Annotated in this window: 18 protein-coding genes; 6 read left to right on the top strand and 12 right to left on the bottom strand. The window is 44.5% G+C overall.

What is annotated here, in order from left to right:
• The 5 genes from DDR33_RS23210 to DDR33_RS23190 form a co-directional block, all read left to right on the top strand.
• A partial coding sequence (locus DDR33_RS23210) for a hypothetical protein (protein WP_238387924.1) occupies nt 1–1,399 on the top strand: 1,399 nt, incomplete at its 5' end.
• Between the two features lie 13 nt (nt 1,400–1,412).
• A complete protein-coding gene (secG, locus tag DDR33_RS23205; RefSeq protein WP_109418193.1) occupies nt 1,413–1,751 on the top strand; it encodes a preprotein translocase subunit SecG in 339 nt (112 codons plus the stop codon).
• 274 nt (nt 1,752–2,025) lie between these two features.
• Entirely contained in the window at nt 2,026–2,301 is a 276-nt protein-coding gene (locus tag DDR33_RS23200) for a co-chaperone GroES (RefSeq protein WP_109418203.1), read from the top strand.
• A 153-nt stretch (nt 2,302–2,454) separates the two neighbouring features.
• Nucleotides 2,455–4,092, top strand: a complete 1,638-nt coding sequence (groL, locus tag DDR33_RS23195; RefSeq protein ID WP_109418192.1) for a chaperonin GroEL — start codon at nt 2,455–2,457, stop codon at nt 4,090–4,092.
• Between the two features lie 165 nt (nt 4,093–4,257).
• Nucleotides 4,258–5,043, top strand: coding sequence for a mechanosensitive ion channel family protein (locus DDR33_RS23190; protein WP_109418191.1), 786 nt, complete (start codon nt 4,258–4,260; stop codon nt 5,041–5,043).
• A 45-nt stretch (nt 5,044–5,088) separates the two neighbouring features.
• Here the strand turns inward: DDR33_RS23190 and DDR33_RS23185 are convergent, their stop codons facing one another.
• The 9 genes from DDR33_RS23185 to DDR33_RS23145 all read right to left on the bottom strand — a co-directional run bounded on the left by DDR33_RS23185 (nt 5,089) and on the right by DDR33_RS23145 (nt 15,239).
• The gene (locus DDR33_RS23185) at nt 5,089–6,585 is read right to left on the bottom strand and encodes a glycoside hydrolase family 43 protein (RefSeq protein ID WP_109418190.1); all 1,497 of its coding nucleotides are present in this window, start codon (nt 6,583–6,585) and stop codon (nt 5,089–5,091) included.
• A gap of 116 nt (nt 6,586–6,701) precedes the next feature.
• Nucleotides 6,702–7,781, bottom strand: coding sequence for an aldose epimerase family protein (locus tag DDR33_RS23180; protein WP_238387923.1), 1,080 nt, complete (start codon nt 7,779–7,781; stop codon nt 6,702–6,704).
• Between the two features lie 189 nt (nt 7,782–7,970).
• On the bottom strand, nt 7,971–9,023 hold the full coding sequence (locus DDR33_RS23175; RefSeq protein ID WP_109418188.1) for a glycoside hydrolase family 43 protein: 1,053 nt from the start codon (nt 9,021–9,023) through the stop codon (nt 7,971–7,973).
• Between the two features lie 100 nt (nt 9,024–9,123).
• On the bottom strand, nt 9,124–10,284 hold the full coding sequence (locus DDR33_RS23170; RefSeq protein ID WP_238387922.1) for a DUF58 domain-containing protein: 1,161 nt from the start codon (nt 10,282–10,284) through the stop codon (nt 9,124–9,126).
• A gap of 238 nt (nt 10,285–10,522) precedes the next feature.
• Nucleotides 10,523–11,500, bottom strand: a complete 978-nt coding sequence (locus DDR33_RS23165) for an AAA family ATPase (RefSeq protein WP_109418186.1) — start codon at nt 11,498–11,500, stop codon at nt 10,523–10,525.
• Nucleotides 11,500–12,678 carry a DUF4350 domain-containing protein gene (locus DDR33_RS23160; protein WP_109418185.1) on the bottom strand — a complete coding sequence of 393 codons (1,179 nt, stop codon included), beginning with the start codon at nt 12,676–12,678 and terminating at the stop codon, nt 11,500–11,502. Before DDR33_RS23160 ends, DDR33_RS23165 begins: the two co-directional genes overlap by 1 nt.
• Nucleotides 12,675–13,418, bottom strand: a complete 744-nt coding sequence (locus DDR33_RS23155) for a DUF4129 domain-containing protein (protein ID WP_109418184.1) — start codon at nt 13,416–13,418, stop codon at nt 12,675–12,677. Before DDR33_RS23155 ends, DDR33_RS23160 begins: the two co-directional genes overlap by 4 nt.
• On the bottom strand, nt 13,405–14,265 hold the full coding sequence (locus DDR33_RS23150) for a hypothetical protein (RefSeq protein WP_109418183.1): 861 nt from the start codon (nt 14,263–14,265) through the stop codon (nt 13,405–13,407). The genes DDR33_RS23155 and DDR33_RS23150 overlap by 14 nt, the downstream gene beginning before the upstream one ends.
• Complete coding sequence (locus DDR33_RS23145) at nt 14,262–15,239, bottom strand: stage II sporulation protein M (protein ID WP_109418182.1); 978 nt, start codon at nt 15,237–15,239, stop codon at nt 14,262–14,264. The genes DDR33_RS23150 and DDR33_RS23145 overlap by 4 nt, the downstream gene beginning before the upstream one ends.
• 91 nt (nt 15,240–15,330) lie before the next feature.
• On the opposite strand from DDR33_RS23145, the gene DDR33_RS23140 reads away from it, so the two are divergent.
• Nucleotides 15,331–16,083: an RDD family protein gene (locus tag DDR33_RS23140; protein ID WP_109418181.1), complete on the top strand. Its 753-nt coding sequence runs from the start codon at nt 15,331–15,333 to the stop codon at nt 16,081–16,083.
• Here DDR33_RS23140 and DDR33_RS27015 read toward each other — a convergent pair.
• The 3 genes from DDR33_RS27015 to lipB form a co-directional block, all read right to left on the bottom strand.
• Complete coding sequence (locus DDR33_RS27015; protein WP_394341130.1) at nt 16,076–16,390, bottom strand: DUF2752 domain-containing protein; 315 nt, start codon at nt 16,388–16,390, stop codon at nt 16,076–16,078. The two genes, DDR33_RS23140 and DDR33_RS27015, sit on opposite strands and share 8 nt — an antisense overlap.
• A 16-nt stretch (nt 16,391–16,406) precedes the next feature.
• Nucleotides 16,407–16,850 (bottom strand): DUF5684 domain-containing protein, encoded by a 444-nt coding sequence (locus DDR33_RS23130; RefSeq protein ID WP_109418180.1) that lies wholly within the window; start codon nt 16,848–16,850, stop codon nt 16,407–16,409.
• Between the two features lie 87 nt (nt 16,851–16,937).
• Complete coding sequence (lipB, locus tag DDR33_RS23125) at nt 16,938–17,639, bottom strand: lipoyl(octanoyl) transferase LipB (RefSeq protein WP_109418179.1); 702 nt, start codon at nt 17,637–17,639, stop codon at nt 16,938–16,940.
• Nucleotide 17,640 lies beyond the last annotated feature (1 nt).

Here is a 17,640-nt window from a genome sequence, read left to right as displayed (position 1 = left end):
AAAACAAACGACAGTGGGAGAATTAAAAGTAACGGGAAGCGAAGAGTTTTTAAAATTTCTATTACCTACAGAGGGAACTTTGAATGAGGCGGATATTGCCGCATTGAAATACCTTGCGTTAAAATTCCCTTACTGTCAGCCTATTCATTTTGCGTATTTATCAGCCTTAAAACAAAATTCGCTTCCCGAATATGAAGTGTACCTGACGAAGGCATCACTGTATGCGCCGAAGAGGGACACACTCTATCGCTATATCCATGAACCGGGTTCTTTTTATCATCATGCACTCCCGGAACAAGTTTTAGAAGACGAAAAACAGCTTGTGACGCCAGCTTCTCCAAAGCAGACTGAGCAAAAAGAACTGATCCGGGAAAATGTTGTGGAAACTGTGATCCCGGAGGTTGAGCACCTGCTGGAAGAAGTTAATGAGTTCCCGATAGGAGAATCTGATGCAACAGCTCCGGAGATGAACGACCCTGACGCAGAGGCTCTGAATGCCGCAGTTTCGGAGGACATCCAAGCGGAAGCAGCACCACCACAAGCAGAAATTTCTCAAACTGGAGAAGCTGAAGAGGAAACAGAGGAGATACACGGCGGGACAACACAGGTTGACGATGAACAAACTGGCGCGGGACAAACCGGCGCAACGGAAACCGGGGAAACAGAAACCAGCGACACCGAAACTGAATTGCTGGAAAACGAAACGACGGATGTGATAGCAGAAGAGCCTGCGCTGGAAAGAGTGGTAGATGTGGACAGCATTGCTTCTTCTGACTACTTTATTTTCAACCAGTCGGAGATCGATCCGCTGAAGGGGGAAGAAACATCACTGCAACGGGTGGCTGAAGACTTTTCAAGTCCGTCAGAAGAAGGAGAAGAGATCCCCCACTCGGACGTCAGCAAGTATGATGACGATACGATGCCGTACACATTCCTCTGGTGGCTGCATAAAACCAGGAAAGAGTACGCGGACACGTATCAGCCTTTTGTGCGGAACCCCAATTACGTTAAACGCACTCCTGCGGGAGAACTCAACCAGCAAATCATCGAGAACATCTTCCATATACAGCCTGAATTGAATACATTCCAGGCTGCGGAGATTGCCTCATCCGTTGAATTTGAGCTGAAACGGAAGGAAGACGACATCATAGAAAAGTTCATTAAGGAAGAACCGCAGATCCGCCCTCCCCAGGCAACTAAGCTTGATACGGAAAACAAGGCAAGAAGAAGCTCTGAAGATAACCTGGACCTGGTTTCAGAAACGCTGGCGAAAATTTATATGGATCAGATGCTTTATCACAAAGCCATTGAGATATACAGAAAATTAAGTTTGAAATTCCCGGATAAAAAGCGTTACTTTGCGGGTCAAATTGAAGAACTAGAAAAGAGAATCAGTTAATTACAAAAATTATATGTTTTACGCACTTATTATCCTGGCTATTATTATTTGTGTCTTGTTAGCATTCCTTGTTTTAATCCAGGAGCCAAAAGGTGGTGGCCTTACTTCAGGTTTTGCAGGGTCCAACAACATTATGGGCGTTCAGAGAACCGGGGATTTCCTCGAAAAAGGAACCTGGACATTGATCATCAGCTTAATGGTGATCGTTTTGTTAATTAACATAGTAATTCCTAAGGGCGGTCAGAAGAATTCTGAGGCTGAAGAGATCCAGAGACAGATCAACAAAGCGGTTCCTACAGCACCTGCTGCACCTGCGACTATTCCAGGTCTTAAAGATACTACAAAGAAATAAACATCAGATATGAGGGCTTGTCCTGAGAGATCGGGCCGGGCATCAATAAAAATCTAACAAAGAGAGCTGCCCGCCGGGCGGCTCTCTTTGTTTTAAGGGAAGCGGATCCGCCGACTGACAATCACTGACAGGATGACACCGGGCTATTAAGTTAAAGTAAAATGACCTGTATGGGTAGTGAAATTTTGACAAATAGGGAACACAAAAGAACCGAAAATATTGTTTGGCACAGAATCTGACACAAAGGGAACAAAAACTAATATTCATAATCACTATGGCATTAAATATCAAACCTATCGCAGATAGAGTGGTAGTCGAAGCTGCTCCTGCAGAAGAGAAAACAGCATCAGGTATCTATATCCCTGACACAGCTAAAGAAAAACCTCAGAGAGGAACTGTAGTTGCCGTTGGAGATGGCAAAAAGGATGAGCCTTTAACTGTTAAGGTAGGTGATGAGGTTTTATATGGCAAATATGCCGGTACTGAGATTACCTATGAAGGTAAAGAGTATTTAATCATGCGTGAATCTGATATCTACGCAGTATTGTAAAAAAGAGATAGGAGGTTTGGAAATGAGCGGTCAGAACCACTCATGATTCAGATCGAATATTAAAAGAAAACTAGTAAAAGTCGGGGGTAGGTACATCAGACATCAATAAACTTCAGTCTGATACCTAATATCTCACAACTAAAAAAAACAACAATGGCAAAACAAGTTAAATACAACGTTGAAGCGCGTGACGCCCTGAAAAGAGGCGTAGATACCTTAGCAAATGCGGTTAAGGTTACTTTAGGACCTAAAGGTCGTAATGTGATTATCGATAAGAAATTTGGTTCTCCTGCAATCACCAAAGACGGTGTAACAGTAGCAAAAGAAATCGAACTGAAGGACAGCCTGGAAAACATGGGTGCCCAGATGGTAAAGGAAGTTGCTTCAAAAACTGCTGATATTGCAGGTGACGGAACTACAACTGCAACTGTTCTTGCTCAGGCTATCGTAGCTGCAGGTATAAAGAACGTAGCTGCAGGTGCCAATCCAATGGACTTAAAGCGTGGTATTGATAAAGCAGTTGCTGCAGTTGTAGCCAACCTGAAACAACAATCAAAAACAGTTGGTGAAGACAACAATAAGATCAAGCAGGTTGCTTCTATTTCAGCTAACAACGACGAAGTGATCGGTTCTTTGATCGCTGAAGCAATGGGTAAAGTTGGTAAAGATGGTGTGATCACCGTAGAAGAAGCTAAAGGTACAGAAACTGAAGTGAAGACTGTAGAAGGTATGCAGTTTGATCGCGGTTACCTTTCTCCTTACTTCGTTACCAACGCAGATAAGATGGAAGCAGAACTGGATAACCCTTATATCCTGATCTACGATAAAAAGATCAGCAGCATGAAGGAATTGCTTCCTGTACTTGAAAAACAGGTTCAAACAGGCAAGCCGCTTTTAATCATCTCTGAAGACCTCGACGGAGAAGCTCTGGCAACTTTAGTTGTGAACAAGATCCGTGGTTCTCTGAAAGTAGCTGCTGTTAAGGCGCCTGGTTTCGGTGACCGTCGTAAAGCTATGCTGGAAGATATCGCTATTTTAACAGGTGGTACTGTTATCTCTGAAGAAAGAGGTTATAAACTTGAGAATGCTGACCTTTCTTACCTTGGCCAGGCAGAAAAAGTGATCGTTGACAAAGATAACACAACTGTTATCAACGGCGCTGGTAACACAGAAGATATCAAAGCCCGTGTTAACCAGATCAAGGCTCAGATCGAAACTACAACTTCAGATTACGACCGTGAGAAATTACAGGAACGCCTTGCTAAATTAGCTGGTGGTGTGGCTGTACTTTACGTAGGTGCTGCTACTGAAGTTGAAATGAAGGAGAAGAAAGACCGCGTAGACGACGCTTTACACGCAACCCGTGCGGCTGTTGAAGAAGGTATCGTTGCTGGTGGTGGTGTGGCATTTATCCGCGCTATCGAAGGTCTTGATGGCCTGAAAGGTGATAACGACGACGAAACTACCGGTATCGCAATCGTTAAACGTGCGATCGAAGAGCCTCTTCGCCAGATCTGCGAAAACGCAGGTATCGAAGGTTCTATCGTTGTTCAGAAAGTAAAAGAAGGAACTGCTGACTTCGGTTACAATGCCCGTACAGATGTTTATGAAAACTTAATCGGTGCTGGTGTGATCGATCCTACTAAAGTATCACGTGTGGCTTTAGAGAATGCAGCTTCTATCGCAGCAATGTTGCTGACTACTGAGTGTGTACTTGCTGATGATCCGGAAGATGAAAAAGCCGGAGCAGGCGTACCTCCGATGGGCGGCGGCATGGGCGGAATGATGTAATTCCCCTCCCTTAACGGGAAAGAAATAAAAAAAGAAAACCCGGGGCTGAGCTCCGGGTTTTCTTTTTTATAAGAAGGCCGGCTGCTTAAAAGCCCTGGTACGGTGCCTTCTATTCTTCATTGCATTCAATGTATATAATCACACAAATTTTATAAGTTTGACAACATGGAACTGGAAAAATTTTACGACAAAGCATATGACTGGATCCTGTCAAACGGACCAAGAATGATATTAGCGGTCATTGTTTTGCTGATTGGGTTCTCCCTTATCAAAATGGTTAAAAAAGCCATCATGCGGAGCATGGCAAAACGAAACTTCGACCCGTCATTACAACCTTTTCTTCTGAGTATACTGGTCATCTCGCTGCAGGTAATGCTGATACTGGCGGTTATGCAGATCCTTGACGTACAGCTGACCATACTGACCACAGTAATCGGAGCGTTTGGTGTAGCTGCCGGTCTCGCACTATCCGGCACCCTTCAAAACTTTGCAAGCGGTGTACTGATCCTCGTGCTCAAGCCGTTTAAAGCTGGTGATAATATTATCGCACAGGGACAGGAAGGTACTGTATCGTCAATTCAGATATTCTATACCGTTGTAACAACGTTCGAGAATAAAACGGTTATTATTCCCAACAGCAAGCTTTCCAATGAAATCATCATTAACGTAAGCAGGCAGGGAAAGAGGAGAATGGACATAGAGTTAAAGTTCAGCTACTCATATGATATTCAGCAAGTAAAGACAGTATTGACAGAATCAGCAAGAAGTGCGAAAAATATCATGAATAACCCGGCTCCGCGAATTGGGGTGTCTGTACTTGAGGCGGATGGATATAAAATGATGATCAACGTGTGGGTGAATGCCCATGGCTTCATTGACGCGAAACTTGCTTTCCAGGAAAAGCTTATTAATGATATTAAGAACGCCGGGATCAAATTACCGGGAATGTAATATTCCGGGGCAACGCCCCGGATATACAGTCCTAAGATGTCTTTATTACTGATTTAGATCCTTAAGGACAAACCGCTCGAATACAGCCGTTTTCTCAGGATCTCCTTTAGATATAAGAGCTGCACGTACCGCTCTGTCCCAAGGCGGAAGGAATGAACCATCTACAGGCTCCTGGTTAAAGACTTTTAATTCTTTGCCCGGAACGCCGTACAAAAAGGTGATATCCTTTCCATTCTTCACCTGCATCCTCAGGGTCAGTTTGTCTTTAGTTTTCAAGGTTTGCTCCTGGATAAATACAGGAACCCCTCCTTTTATGACCGCAAGCCTCAATGTGTCACGATAAATGGAAGCCCGAACCAGGTTGTTCTCATCCCCTACCGCAGCAACTCCGGCTTCCGCCGCCGACTTTGCCACAGAAACCGTAGTCTCGGCTATATAATCAGCAGTATAGGTTTTTTGTCCGACAAAAGCCCCTGATTCAGCAGGCAAAGCAGATAATTCGAGATTGCCTTTAATAAGCTTATAATTAAGTTTTTGAAAAACATTCCATTGCCACTTGTCCGATAGCCCGGATCCCCTGAAGTCGTCGGAAACCGAATAATTCGCATGATCTTTTGCAGATACCGGCTGCTTTATGAAACTTAGCCAGCCGTCGGAAGTGAAGCTGAACTCCTGAAGCAAACCCTGCCTGCCGGCATAAGGCCCGCTCTTCGCATCATAAGCATGATATAGAAAATACCATTTGCCGTCCTTTTCCACCGGAGTGCCATGGCCTGGACATTTCCACTTTTCATTGCTCGTAAGGATCGGGTTTTGATTATATTTTTCCCAGGGCCCCAAAAGGGTTTTAGCCCTGGCGACCCCGCTCATATAGGTACATTCGATCCCGCAGCATCCTGCAGCAGCATAGAAAGCGTAATAATAATCGCCATGATGTATAATTGATACCCCCTCAACAAGATTTGATTCCCAGGGTTCCGTGTTCCTGAAGAGCTCTCTCTTTTCACCAATTAGCGCAGTCCGTTCTTCGTTCATCTCGCTAATCCAGATGGGCGTAGGCTGTCCGATACTGTTACCATCCTCCTTCCAGATGAGATAAAGCGTTCCTTTCTCATCCCGCATCGGGAAAGCATCAATAGAACCAGCTTCCTGGCAGATCAGGGGGCCATGATCCCGGTAGGGGCCTTCGGGCCTGTCGGCACTGGCCACCCCAACACATAAAGATCCATTCTTCTTATGGGCAGTGTAATACACATATACCCGTCCTTTATCATAGGTAATTTCGGGCGCCCAGAAGTAGTAATCAGCCCATTGCGGCAACTCGTTGAATATAGCTCCCTGCTGCTTCCAGGTCACCAGGTCTTTTGACCTGAACAGTGGAAAAGCAGGGCCCCAGTTAGAAGTTGTTGCACTCGCCCAATAAGTATCCCCTATTTTAACAACAGAGGGATCAGGATTGTCTCCGGGAAGAACCAATTGCTGGGCTTGCACTGCCGCCACAAATAAAAGCAGCAGAAAAAAGGATATGAATTTTTTCAACATATCAGGTGTGAGTTTTTGAGATCTAAGATTTCGGAAATGATTGTATGATGATTGAGTCAAAGGGAGGGCTGGAAAAGAAAAGGAGCCTCTGGCTTTCAGGCCAGAGGCTCCTCATTTTATTTTGCGGTGAATTTGTAAACAGTAGTTGTTTTGTAGGTTTCACCCGGACTTAAAACTGTTGAAGGGAAAGATGGCTGATTCGGAGAATCAGGGAAGTGCTGAGTTTCCAGGCAGAAAGCTGTCCTGTGATCATCCTTTATTCCATTCTTCAGGGTATGAGAGCCATCCAGGAAGTTTCCACCATAAAACTGGATTCCTGGCTCTTTGGAAAGAACATCCATTACGATACCTGATTTATCTCCCACAACCGTGGCTACCCGTTTCAGCACAGATGATTTCTTATCCGCAATCACAAAATTATGGTCGTAGCCTTTTCCGTATTTAAGCTGCGTATTGTCTTCGTTGATCCTTGCGCCAATAGCTATCGGTTTCCTGAAGTCAAATGGAGTACCTTCTACAGATTCCAGCTTGCCGGTTGGGATAAGCGTTGAATCAACAGGTGTATACCGGTCTGCATAAATCTGCATCAGGTGATCGTTGATGGTACCGCTGCCTTCTCCGTTCAGGTTGAAGAAAGAGTGATTGGTAAGGTTTAATACCGTTTTCTTATCGGTTGTCGCCTCATAATCAATCTCCAGGTCATTATCTCCTGTAAGGGTGTAAGTTACTTTTACATGAAGATTTCCCGGATATCCTTCTTCTCCGTCTTTTGCATGATAGGTCAGCTCAAGCTGGTTATCAGACAGCTTCTTAGCGTCCCACACCACTCTTGAAAAGCCTTTAGGGCCACCGTGGAGCGCATTAGGAGCATTATTAATAGCAAGGTGATATTCTTTTCCATCGATGCTGAACTTTCCTTTGGCGATGCGGTTACCATAACGTCCGATCAGCGCACCGAAATAAGTATCGCCTCCTTTGGTATAATCATCCACATTATCGAAGCCATTTACAACATCAATCACTTTGCCGTTCTTATCGGGAACCAGCAGGCTTACTACGCGACCGCCATAATTGGTGATAGCGACCTGTGCATTACTGTTGTTCTTTAATATAAAAAGATCGGTTTTCTTTCCGTCAATAGTTTTTTGAAAGGATTCCTGCGGCGGAATAGCTGCAGGTTTTGCAGTGTCGGTCATATTACTAGTTTTTTGTTGTTTAGAGGGGTTGCTGCACGCTGTCAGCGCGAATAAACAGGCGGCGTAAAGCCAGGGAGATTTGAGCTGGGTTTTCATTGATGGTTATAATTGTAAAATTTAAATGGGTATTATATAAATCCAAACTTAATTAATTTCAGATAATATTCCAGTCGGGAAGCAAATTTATCATTATTCTGCTTTTTTAACAGAGGGAACAGCCAGGATCTGTCCCGTCTTAACAGGAAGCCCGAAATTGGGTGAACCGTCTGCGTTCCACGTGAACTTCTGCGCGCGGGGAGACCTGTTCCCTCCGCAGCCCTCGCCGGGCCTTGAGTTCGCATGATAGAGAAGCCAGTCTTCAGTACCGTCAGGAGACTTAAAGAACGAGTTATGCCCGGGGCCATATACGCCGTTTTCAGGAGTTTGCGCGAACACAGGCTGCTCGTTTTTCCTCCAGGACGCTGAGTCCAGAACACTTTTGTTCCCCGCATAGGTAAGCATTCCCAATGCATAATAATCCGTCCAGCAACCACTTGCCGAATATATTATAAAGAGCTTGTCGCCGTTTATAAGAGGCTGAGGGCCTTCATTGACGCTCACGTGAGGGGGATTTCCCGGCAGAGAGCCGTTCTTTTCCCATTTATAAACGGGACTTGAAATGCGGACCCTCTTTCCGGTAATTTTCACAGGGTTCTTCATCCTGGCTATATAGATATCCTGTTGTCCGTTAGTGTCCCCTTCCCATCCCGACCATACCATATACAACTTTCCCTTATAAGTAAATACAGAACCGTCAATTGCCCATTTATCGGTTTTATCGGCTACTTTACCTTTAAAAACCCAGGAGCCCTTCATCGGGTCCGGAGAAGCATTCTCAATGACGTACATCCTGTGATTTACGTTATCTCCATCGTCTGCAGCAAAGTAAACGTACCATTTTCCTTTTATAAAGTGGATTTCGGGCGCCCATAGCTCCCTTGACCAGGCTTTGCCTTCAGGAGGATCGAATATTACTTTTCTCTCGGCGCGGGCCAGATCGGCCAGCGTTTTCGTCTTCCATAACATCAATTTATTCCCCCCTGTATGCATGTAGTAATAATAGCCATCTTTGTAAAAGCTAAATGGATCAGCCCCATGAGGAAGAAGAGGATTAGTGAAAGTTTGTAAAGCCGGGGCCTGAGCATTTACCCATCCGGACTGAATTAAAAAAATGATGAGAAATGTAAAGACGATTCTTTGCATAAACGTTTTAGCTGATCCCCAAAGTTAGGAGTTCCATCCATATTCCATGTAAACTTTTGGATACGGAAACGGCGCAAATGAAACTTCTTCACCGGAGTGATTAAATCGACTGATGAGCCTTGATCTCCAGGTACCTGTTCACCGTGTTGACCGTAAGATTCTCGGGGGCAGTCAGGATAGATTGAATTCCATATTTAGCGAGCTCTCTTACCATCTGTTTCTTTTCAAAAGCAAACTTCTCTGCTATTGTCTTCACATAGATGCCTTCTACATTTTTTGCGGGTTCTTCACTAAGTTTTTTCAATTCAGTATTCTCGAAAAACACCACCAGCAGCAAATGAAAACGGGCAATCCGCTTCAGGAAGGGCAATTGCCGCTGCATCGCCGGAAGGCTCTCAAAGTTGGTAAAGAAAACGACAAGGCTCCTTTGCTTCAATGTCGCCCTAACGGTACTGTAGAGCGCCTCCATATTCAACTCGAGATACCGGGTCTTCTCTTTGTAGAGGATTTCAAGGATCTTTTTTATCTGTATGGCTCCTTTATCCGCCGGAAGAACGGAGCCTATTTTTTCAGATGCGGTGATCAAACCGGCCTTGTCTTCCTTCAGCAGGGCTACATTTGATAATACCAGCGATGCATTAATAGCATAATCGAGAAGGCTTAACCCATCAAAAGGCATCTTCATTGTCCGCGACTTATCGATTATACAGTATATGTGCTGCGACTTTTCATCCGTATAAGAATTCACCATCAGATCGCCCCGGCGGGCGGTGGCTTTCCAGTTGATGGTGCGGTAATCATCTCCAGCCACATAGTTTTTTACCTGCTCGAACTCCATGCTGTGTCCCAGACGCCTGATCTTTTTAATACCGATCTCGTTAAGGCGGTTAGATACTGCCAGGAGTTCATATTTGCGCATCTGGATGAATGACGGATATACCGGAACAGTAACCTTGTAATCAAAGGAATAACGCCTGCTGATGATCCCCAAAGGCGATCTGACATATACATGTACAGCACCAAACTCATACTCTCCTCTCTTTAATGGTTTCAGAAAGTACTCAATGATCTTCTGCTGCCGGGAGCCCAGCGCTGCTTCAAACCAGATATCCCGCTTCTGAAACTGGAAGGGTATCTCATCAATAACTCCCGCAGTTATAGCAAAGCCATAAAAATTCTCTATATAAATGCTCAGCTTGTTATCGTCGCTGTTACTTAAGCGTTCGGGTGTATTCCTGCGTACGAATATGCCCTTCTCCATCCTGTATAACAGGACAATATCGGTTATCAACAACAAAACCACGCAACACAAGGCGAGATCAGGAATCACTCCCAGCCAGGGGAAGAAGAAGGAAAAGAGATACAGCGTGATACAGCACCCCAATCCTGCAAATAAGCGGTTGCTGAGAAAAAGATCGCGATAATATTTTCTGAAGAAGCGGGTCAAAAGAGTTATGGGTTATGGGTTATGGGTTGGAAATAGCTGCATGTTACCTGGGTTATCTTGGGATTTCAATTTGGTGGATTATTTGTTTTAATATTTCATCCGAAGAGACTCCCTCCATTTCTTTGTCGGGAGTCGGGATTACGCGATGCCGCAACACCGGCGGTACTACCCTGATAATATCTTCAGGAGTAACAAAGTCACGGCCATTCATTGCGGCAATAGCTTTAGCACTGTTTACAACGGCAAGGGCCGCCCTGGGTGAAGCTCCAAGGTACAAAGAGTTATTGTTGCGGGTGCCGTGAATGATTTTCGCTGTAAATTCCAGCAGCTTCTCTTCTACAAAGAGTTTCCTTACCTGGTTTCTGTAAGCAACCACCTGGTCTCCTGTCAAAAGAGGCCTCACTTCATGGAGCTTATCGTCTGTTTTAAGTTGGTGCTGCCGCGACAGGATTGCGGTTTCTTCCTCAAGCGTAGGGTAGCCAACCTGGATCTTAAACAGGAAGCGGTCAAGCTGCGCTTCGGGAAGCCTGTAGGTACCTTCATGTTCTACTGGGTTTTGAGTGGCAAGTACGATAAACGGCTCCTCCATACGATAGGTATGACCGTCAATCGTAGCCTGCCTTTCTTCCATCACCTCGAACAACGCAGACTGCGTCTTGGCGGGTGCGCGGTTAATTTCATCTACAAGAATGACATTGCCGAACACAGGCCCCTTCTTAAACTCAAAAGAACCTTCACGCGGGTTGAAAACCGGGGTTCCCAATACATCGGAGGGCATCAGGTCGGGGGTGAACTGAATCCTGGAGAACCCGGCATCAATACTTCTTGCCAGAAGCATGGCGGCCAGCGTTTTTGCTACTCCCGGCACACCTTCGATGAGGATATGGCCATCTGCCAGGATACCGGCAATCAGCAGGTCTATCATTTCGTGCTGACCGATGATCACTTTTCCCAATGCCTCCCGGATTGCTTCTACAGAAGCTTTTAACTGGCTTAAGTCGGTCCGCTGTTCAAAAAGTTCTTCTTCCATTATCGTGAATTCTTATAAAAAGCTTCAATATTCTGATTGAGATCTGTTAGTTCTTTTGCCGTAACGTTCGGGTAACGGTCAATTTGTGCAATCTGAGCCATGAGCTCTGTAATAAGCCCATCATTCAAGCCCGACTTTACAGCCAGGCGCTGAGCAAATTCTTTATCGGGTTTCTCCATCTTCAGGTGATATCTCGTCCGGATATATTCGAGGAGGTACGTCACTTTCTTACGGGCGATGCCGGCATGATCCTTTTGTTCGTAATACACCCTGCCAACCTGTCCTACAAACTCAGCCGTTGTATTTTGGAGCGGCGCGATCACAGGTATGATGCGCTGGCGTCGTTTTATTTCATAAATAACAAATATGAGCATGGTAAAAAGAGCCAGATACCAGGCCATTTTAAGCTGCGGATCATCCAGAAATGCCCGCATGGGCGACTGCTCTCCTACCGGTCCGAGAGCCGAATATTCATCCCATACAATTTCACCTCCGGGCTTAAGGTAAGATAGTGCCCTGGCGGCATATTCAGCACCACCCGGCTTTAACATATTATAGTTCGTAAAAAAGTGCGGGCCGGCTAACAGGTATAAAGCGCCTTTACCAAAAGAATATTTGATAAAATTTGCACGCCCCCTGCTATTTACTCCAAGCACCACGGCCCTGGCGGTATCAAAAGAGCGGAAGAACTGGTCTCCTATTCCTTTATCGAACCTATAGTATTTGTCTGAGCGCAGTGACGGGTTGACAAAATTAAGACCAGCCGGGGCTGTCTTAAATCCGGCTTCATCTCCAAGGGTAATCTTCAGAGAATCTGTTAAAAAGCGATTATGGAAATAGGACGCCATAAATACGTCGTTCCCTTGCCGCATATATTTCTTAAGTTCCTTAAAATCGTATTGATCAATGCTGAGTTTGTTACTGATTATAATATAAGAACCTTTACCTACCTTATTTTCGGTGAAGACGAAATAAGGAGGGTTTCGTTTTGGGATGATCCTGCTTCCCCTGAAAATATCACCGAGCCTGTTATATGCAATATATGTTCCGAACGGAATTTTGTCTTCCCGCGAAAATGATTCCTTCCAGTCTATCTGTTTAGGCTTATTGAGCTGCGCAACCAGGTAGAGTGTCAGTAATACAAGGAATATACCCGTGTACCATTTCAGGTCTTTCATTTGTACCCTCCTTTATCAAAATCGGCAAAAGCGTTTCTGATCCTGTCAAACATTCTGTTATCAACAGGAAAATTGCCATACCATATGTACTCGAATTCCCTGGTCAGCACAGAAAATATCCTTCTTTGTTCAGTATGCCTGAGTTCTCTTACATATTCAGAATTTGTCTTTCCGGGAACCCATTTTATTTTCCCGGCTTCGCTCAGATGTTTAAGAGATCTAAGGTATAATAGCCTGACAGCTAACCTGAAGTCCCGGGCTTCAACAGCTTTTCCCATTTCTTCATCAAAAGAAATCCCATGAATGTCTTCGGAAAACTCAGTATAGGGAACCTCTATTGACGGTGACTTCCTGCTAAACAAGCCGGATAGGCTGAGGCCTTTTGACTTAATCAGTATATAAATAAGAACGCCGGCAATAAGAGTTAAAAAAATGTATTTCCAATACCCAGGAGAATGCGAAAGACCGGGCTTCTCAATATTTCCAAACCAACGTCTTATCCATGTCCATACCCTATTCCAAAACTGGTCCCACCACGATAAAGAGACGTCTTCTCCTCCTTCCTCATAATTGAACTCAGCGTTACTCCTGTACTTGTTTAATTCGCCCTGATTAAATGTCCTCAGGCTGACCGCTGTACTGTCTTTTTTGACGGATGCAGAGATGGCCTCTTTTCCCCATAAGGAAAAGAAAAGAGTCATGAGAAGCAAAATCGGCAACCTGATATTAATAGTCTTCATCCGGAAGGTTAGTTTCAGGATTCTCCTGTCCTATTTTATTTATTCGCTGCATTAAACCGATGCCCTCTTTACGCTCAACTAGACTAAAGTAACAAAGGCTTATGACAATTGAGAAAATGCCTGTAAGTATCTGACAAAGATATTGAATCACAGATATGGTTATTGTGAAGGGCAATGATTTCATGAAATCCGACCCCAGCAGTACCGAGACGCCCCCTGCGATCCCCATCAGGATCAGGAAAGCCATCATTCCCGCATAGACAACGATCATAATGATCATCATAGCTCCAAAAGTAGTCCACCAATGGTCTTTTATCAGCTTGAACCCTCGGTCGAATGCATAGCCAAGCGAGCCGTTTTCGAAAACCATAATTGCCAGCATGATGGATAAAACCGGCCAGAAATATAAGCCCGGCACCACACACATGACTATTCCGACCAGCAGAAGTATCCCGAGCAGAATACTTGCTCCCAACATCCTGAAAAAGAAATATTTTACATATCCCCACACTTCAGGCGTTGAAGGAGACTCCTTTCCTTTATCATTATAAACGCTGACGTATGAAAACGTGGTGATCGAAATGCAGATGCCTGCCAGCGAGAGCAGCATTAATCCTAAAAAGGAATTATCGCCGAGCAACGATCTTGCAACGGATGCCTGAGGGTCGGAAACGCCGTCCGAAACCAGGTTAAATATGGATTCAATTATCCCCGCCAGTAAGACCGGGCCGCAAATTATTGCATAGGCTTTCAGAAGCGGCTTCCAGTTTTCACCGATAAACAAAAAAGTATCGCCAACTAATTCACCGAAATCACGGACTTTTCTTAATTCTATCTTATTCTTCATGATGGATCAGAAATCTTGGGGGCTAATCCTTTTTCTAATTTTCGTGTTAATACCGAAGGATAAATTATTACATACCAAATGATAAAAGAAAGTGAAAGAATCAGGATTGAAACACTTGTCCACACAGGCATCTCTGTATGACGTGTAATAAACCCTTCGAGGAATGCCGCACAGATAAATACAGGTATGAGGCCAATAATGATCTTCAGTCCTTCCAGTGCACCTTTTTTTACTGATACCATCCTTGTATATGTTTTGGGAAAAAGAATACTGTTACCGAGGGTAAGGCCTGCTGCCCCGGCTATCACGACCGCTGAAATCTCCAGTGTACCGTGAATCCAGATCACCAGCACCGAATTCCATCCAAGTCCTTTACTAAAGAAATAATACTGAAATGACCCAAGCATAATACCATTCTTTATGAGCAGGAAAATGGTTCCTACAGAAAGGAAGATCCCGGAAACAAATTCGTAAAAGGAGACAGCAATATTATTAAATGCAATCAAAATAAACATTGCAAATTCGTTATGGCTCTTATACACCCCGAAAGGATCACCTTTCTCTATATTGTCATTCGTCATCTTAATATATTCATCCCCCATTATCAGTCGTACAAAGCTGGAATCAGATCTGGCGGAAACTACCCCGACCAGACAAAAAACAACAAAGATGATCAGAGAATACAGGAGCTCCTTTTCCCTCGATTTGAAGATCAGCGGGAGTTCGTATCTCCAGAAGGCCGAAAGACGGCTTAATCTCTCTTTTTTATTCCTGTAAAGGGATTGATGAAAACGGGATGCAAGTCCGTTGAGATAGGCGGTTGTCTTTGACTTAGGATAGAAAGTCTTTGCATAGGCAAGGTCGTCCGTTACCGATATAAAACACTCCGCCAAAAGATCAGGGTCCTTTGACTCCATGTTCTCAAATCCTTTCCATTTTTCCGCGTTCTGTTTAATAAATAAGGCCTCTCGCATTGAATCGTTGGGCTTAGATTGCCTGTGTTAAAATACTTACAAAATTTAAATCACCAATAAAAAGTTTAAATTAGTTTTTTTTATTTGTTAAATGCAAACCGTTAAAATTACTACGTCTCAGAATATCGATATAGAATATGAGATGGCGGGGCTCGGAGAACGTATGGTTGCCTACCTGATCGATTGGGGGATACTTTTCCTTGTCTATTATGCAGCCTTTATCGTTATGACGATCCTGAATCTTGTACCAGGTACAGGACCGGAAAGCTCCGCTGTCATCTTTGGAATCGTGATATTTGTCATCATAATATTCTTTGCTCTTTATGATCTGATCTGTGAAGTATTTCTTCATGGGCAGAGTTTCGGCAAAAAGCTGATGAAGATACGGGTTGTAAGCATAGACGGGACATCCCCCCGCCTGGGTCAATACTTATTGAGGTGGATTTTCAGGCTCGTCGATTTCACTCTCACGTTTCAGCTCGGGGGCTTGATCTCCGTTACAACCAGTAAGCCCCATCAACGCATCGGTGACCGCGTTGCAGGGACAACCGTTATCAAAACAAAGCCCAGGACACAACTGGAAGATATTGCATTTATTCCACCGGAAGAAAACTATCAGCCGCTCTTTCCCGAAGCTGAACGCTTAAACAGCCGGGACATCGAGTTGATCCATGAGGTAATCCGGAACTTTAAGGAAAGCGGGAATAACGTCCTGGTGTATAATCTGGCCGTAAAACTAAGTGAACATCTTTCGGTTCAAATCCCGGCGCAAATGAATGAGATGGAGTTTGTTCAGGCCCTTCTGAAGGATCATAACGCAATCACTTCGGCTGTACCTATATAATAACCATCTTATAGAGGTAGGACAGGAATATCACATATCCCGTAAAATACATCAGCGGCTGTATGAAGCGATGCTTTCCGGGAACTTTATACCCATATAATACAGACGAGGAGGCAAACAGGCATAGAAGCGGTATCGTGGCTGGATAAAGACGGAAACTTTCGGCAAAATGGCCATTGAGCAACTCAATAACCGAGCGCTGAAAACCGCAGCCCGGGCAATCGATACCGGTAATTTTTTTAAAAGGACAGGGGATCAAAAACGGATGCAGCCTGTTCAGGATGTCTGACAGGCTGCACAATATCATTAAAATCATTCTCTGATTAAAGCGAGGATCCGGTATCGTTATTATTATAAGGTCTCTGATAGTCCTCAGGCTTAAAGTTTGTAAATCCCTGAGCTTCCTTTGCTGAAGGCCCCTGGTACTGTGCATCTCCAAAGCCAAGGATCGGATAGAATATAAAGCTCAGCAACAGAAGCCCCACTGTGAACCCTTCGCTTTTGCCAAAGCTCTTGCTCAGAAGGTTGGTTATCCAAACAGCGAAAACAATGTTTACGCATGGAATGAACATCATGATCACCCACCAAACAGGTTTACCTACTATTTCGCATAAAACCACCATGTTGTAAATGGGAACGATAAAAGCCCAGCCTGGTTTTCCGGCTTTTTCGAATACTTTCCATCCTGAAACAACGATCAGGACAAGAATAGCCAGATAAATGATAACACCGGTGACACCAATACCGGCAGCAAGATTTTCATTCATAATACTTCAGATTAAACGTTTAGATTAAAATTATTAATGCTAAAATAGAAAAAAATCAATTTGGTTTCGGTTTTGTTACATTTATTCTCAGCCGGCGAATTCCATCTCAAAAAGCGCTGCAATTTTGCCCTTCAGCACCTCCTTCACCTCTCTTATATCCAGCCTTCTTTCAAGTTCCCGCTCCATAGAAGTCACGTCCTTATCATCGATTCCGCAGGGAACGATATTGCCGAAATAACTAAGGTCTGCGTTGACATTGAAAGCAAAACCATGCATGGTTACCCAACGGCTGCAGCGTACTCCCATTGCACATATTTTACGGGCATTGCTGTTGTCAGCATCCAGCCACACACCGGTATATCCGGGATACCTGCCAGCTTTTATGCCATACTCTCCGAGCGTTTGAATGACGGCCTCTTCCAGGGTACGCAGGTATAAATGGATATCGGTAAAGAAGTTGTCGAGGTCTAAAATCGGGTATCCCACGATCTGTCCGGGGCCATGGTACGTAATATCTCCACCCCGGTTTATTTTGTAGAAAGAAGCATGCTTTTCTTCCAGCGCCTGTTCATCCAGCAGAAGGTTCTCAGGCTTTCCGCTCTTTCCGAGTGTATACACATGCGGATGCTCAACAAAGATCAGGTAGTTGTCTGTCGGGCTCCCGGTATCCCTGGTCCGGTTAGCTGTTTTCTGTCCAACAATCTCTGCGAATATGGCTTCCTGACGGTCCCAGGCTTCCTGGTAATCCACCAGCCCCCAGTCCTGAAAGTTTACTTTCTTATTTTGCATT

The sequence above is a fragment of the Pararcticibacter amylolyticus genome (assembly GCF_003130405.1).
Classification (GTDB): Bacteria; Bacteroidota; Bacteroidia; order Sphingobacteriales; family Sphingobacteriaceae; genus Arcticibacter; species Arcticibacter amylolyticus.
The sequence above is the reverse complement of the archived record's forward strand: the minus strand, read 5'-3'. Positions and strand labels throughout refer to the sequence as shown.

Bases quoted from the DNA above. Each gene is read 5' to 3' on its own strand.
- DDR33_RS23140 (WP_109418181.1), top strand. From the start codon at position 15,331: ATGCAAACCGTTAAAATTACTACGTCTCAGAATATCGATATAGAATAT.
- DDR33_RS23130 (WP_109418180.1), bottom strand. From the start codon at position 16,850: ATGAATGAAAATCTTGCTGCCGGTATTGGTGTCACCGGTGTTATCATT.
- DDR33_RS23175 (WP_109418188.1), bottom strand. From the start codon at position 9,023: ATGCAAAGAATCGTCTTTACATTTCTCATCATTTTTTTAATTCAGTCC.
- DDR33_RS23145 (WP_109418182.1), bottom strand. From the start codon at position 15,239: ATGCGAGAGGCCTTATTTATTAAACAGAACGCGGAAAAATGGAAAGGA.
- groL (WP_109418192.1), top strand. From the start codon at position 2,455: ATGGCAAAACAAGTTAAATACAACGTTGAAGCGCGTGACGCCCTGAAA.
- DDR33_RS27015 (WP_394341130.1), bottom strand. From the start codon at position 16,390: ATGATATTGTGCAGCCTGTCAGACATCCTGAACAGGCTGCATCCGTTT.
- DDR33_RS23185 (WP_109418190.1), bottom strand. From the start codon at position 6,585: ATGTTGAAAAAATTCATATCCTTTTTTCTGCTGCTTTTATTTGTGGCG.
- DDR33_RS23200 (WP_109418203.1), top strand. From the start codon at position 2,026: ATGGCATTAAATATCAAACCTATCGCAGATAGAGTGGTAGTCGAAGCT.
- DDR33_RS23155 (WP_109418184.1), bottom strand. From the start codon at position 13,418: ATGAAGACTATTAATATCAGGTTGCCGATTTTGCTTCTCATGACTCTT.
- DDR33_RS23165 (WP_109418186.1), bottom strand. From the start codon at position 11,500: ATGGAAGAAGAACTTTTTGAACAGCGGACCGACTTAAGCCAGTTAAAA.
- DDR33_RS23180 (WP_238387923.1), bottom strand. From the start codon at position 7,781: ATGACCGACACTGCAAAACCTGCAGCTATTCCGCCGCAGGAATCCTTT.
- DDR33_RS23170 (WP_238387922.1), bottom strand. From the start codon at position 10,284: ATGGAGAAGGGCATATTCGTACGCAGGAATACACCCGAACGCTTAAGT.
- lipB (WP_109418179.1), bottom strand. From the start codon at position 17,639: ATGCAAAATAAGAAAGTAAACTTTCAGGACTGGGGGCTGGTGGATTAC.
- DDR33_RS23190 (WP_109418191.1), top strand. From the start codon at position 4,258: ATGGAACTGGAAAAATTTTACGACAAAGCATATGACTGGATCCTGTCA.
- DDR33_RS23160 (WP_109418185.1), bottom strand. From the start codon at position 12,678: ATGAAAGACCTGAAATGGTACACGGGTATATTCCTTGTATTACTGACA.
- secG (WP_109418193.1), top strand. From the start codon at position 1,413: ATGTTTTACGCACTTATTATCCTGGCTATTATTATTTGTGTCTTGTTA.
- DDR33_RS23150 (WP_109418183.1), bottom strand. From the start codon at position 14,265: ATGAAGAATAAGATAGAATTAAGAAAAGTCCGTGATTTCGGTGAATTA.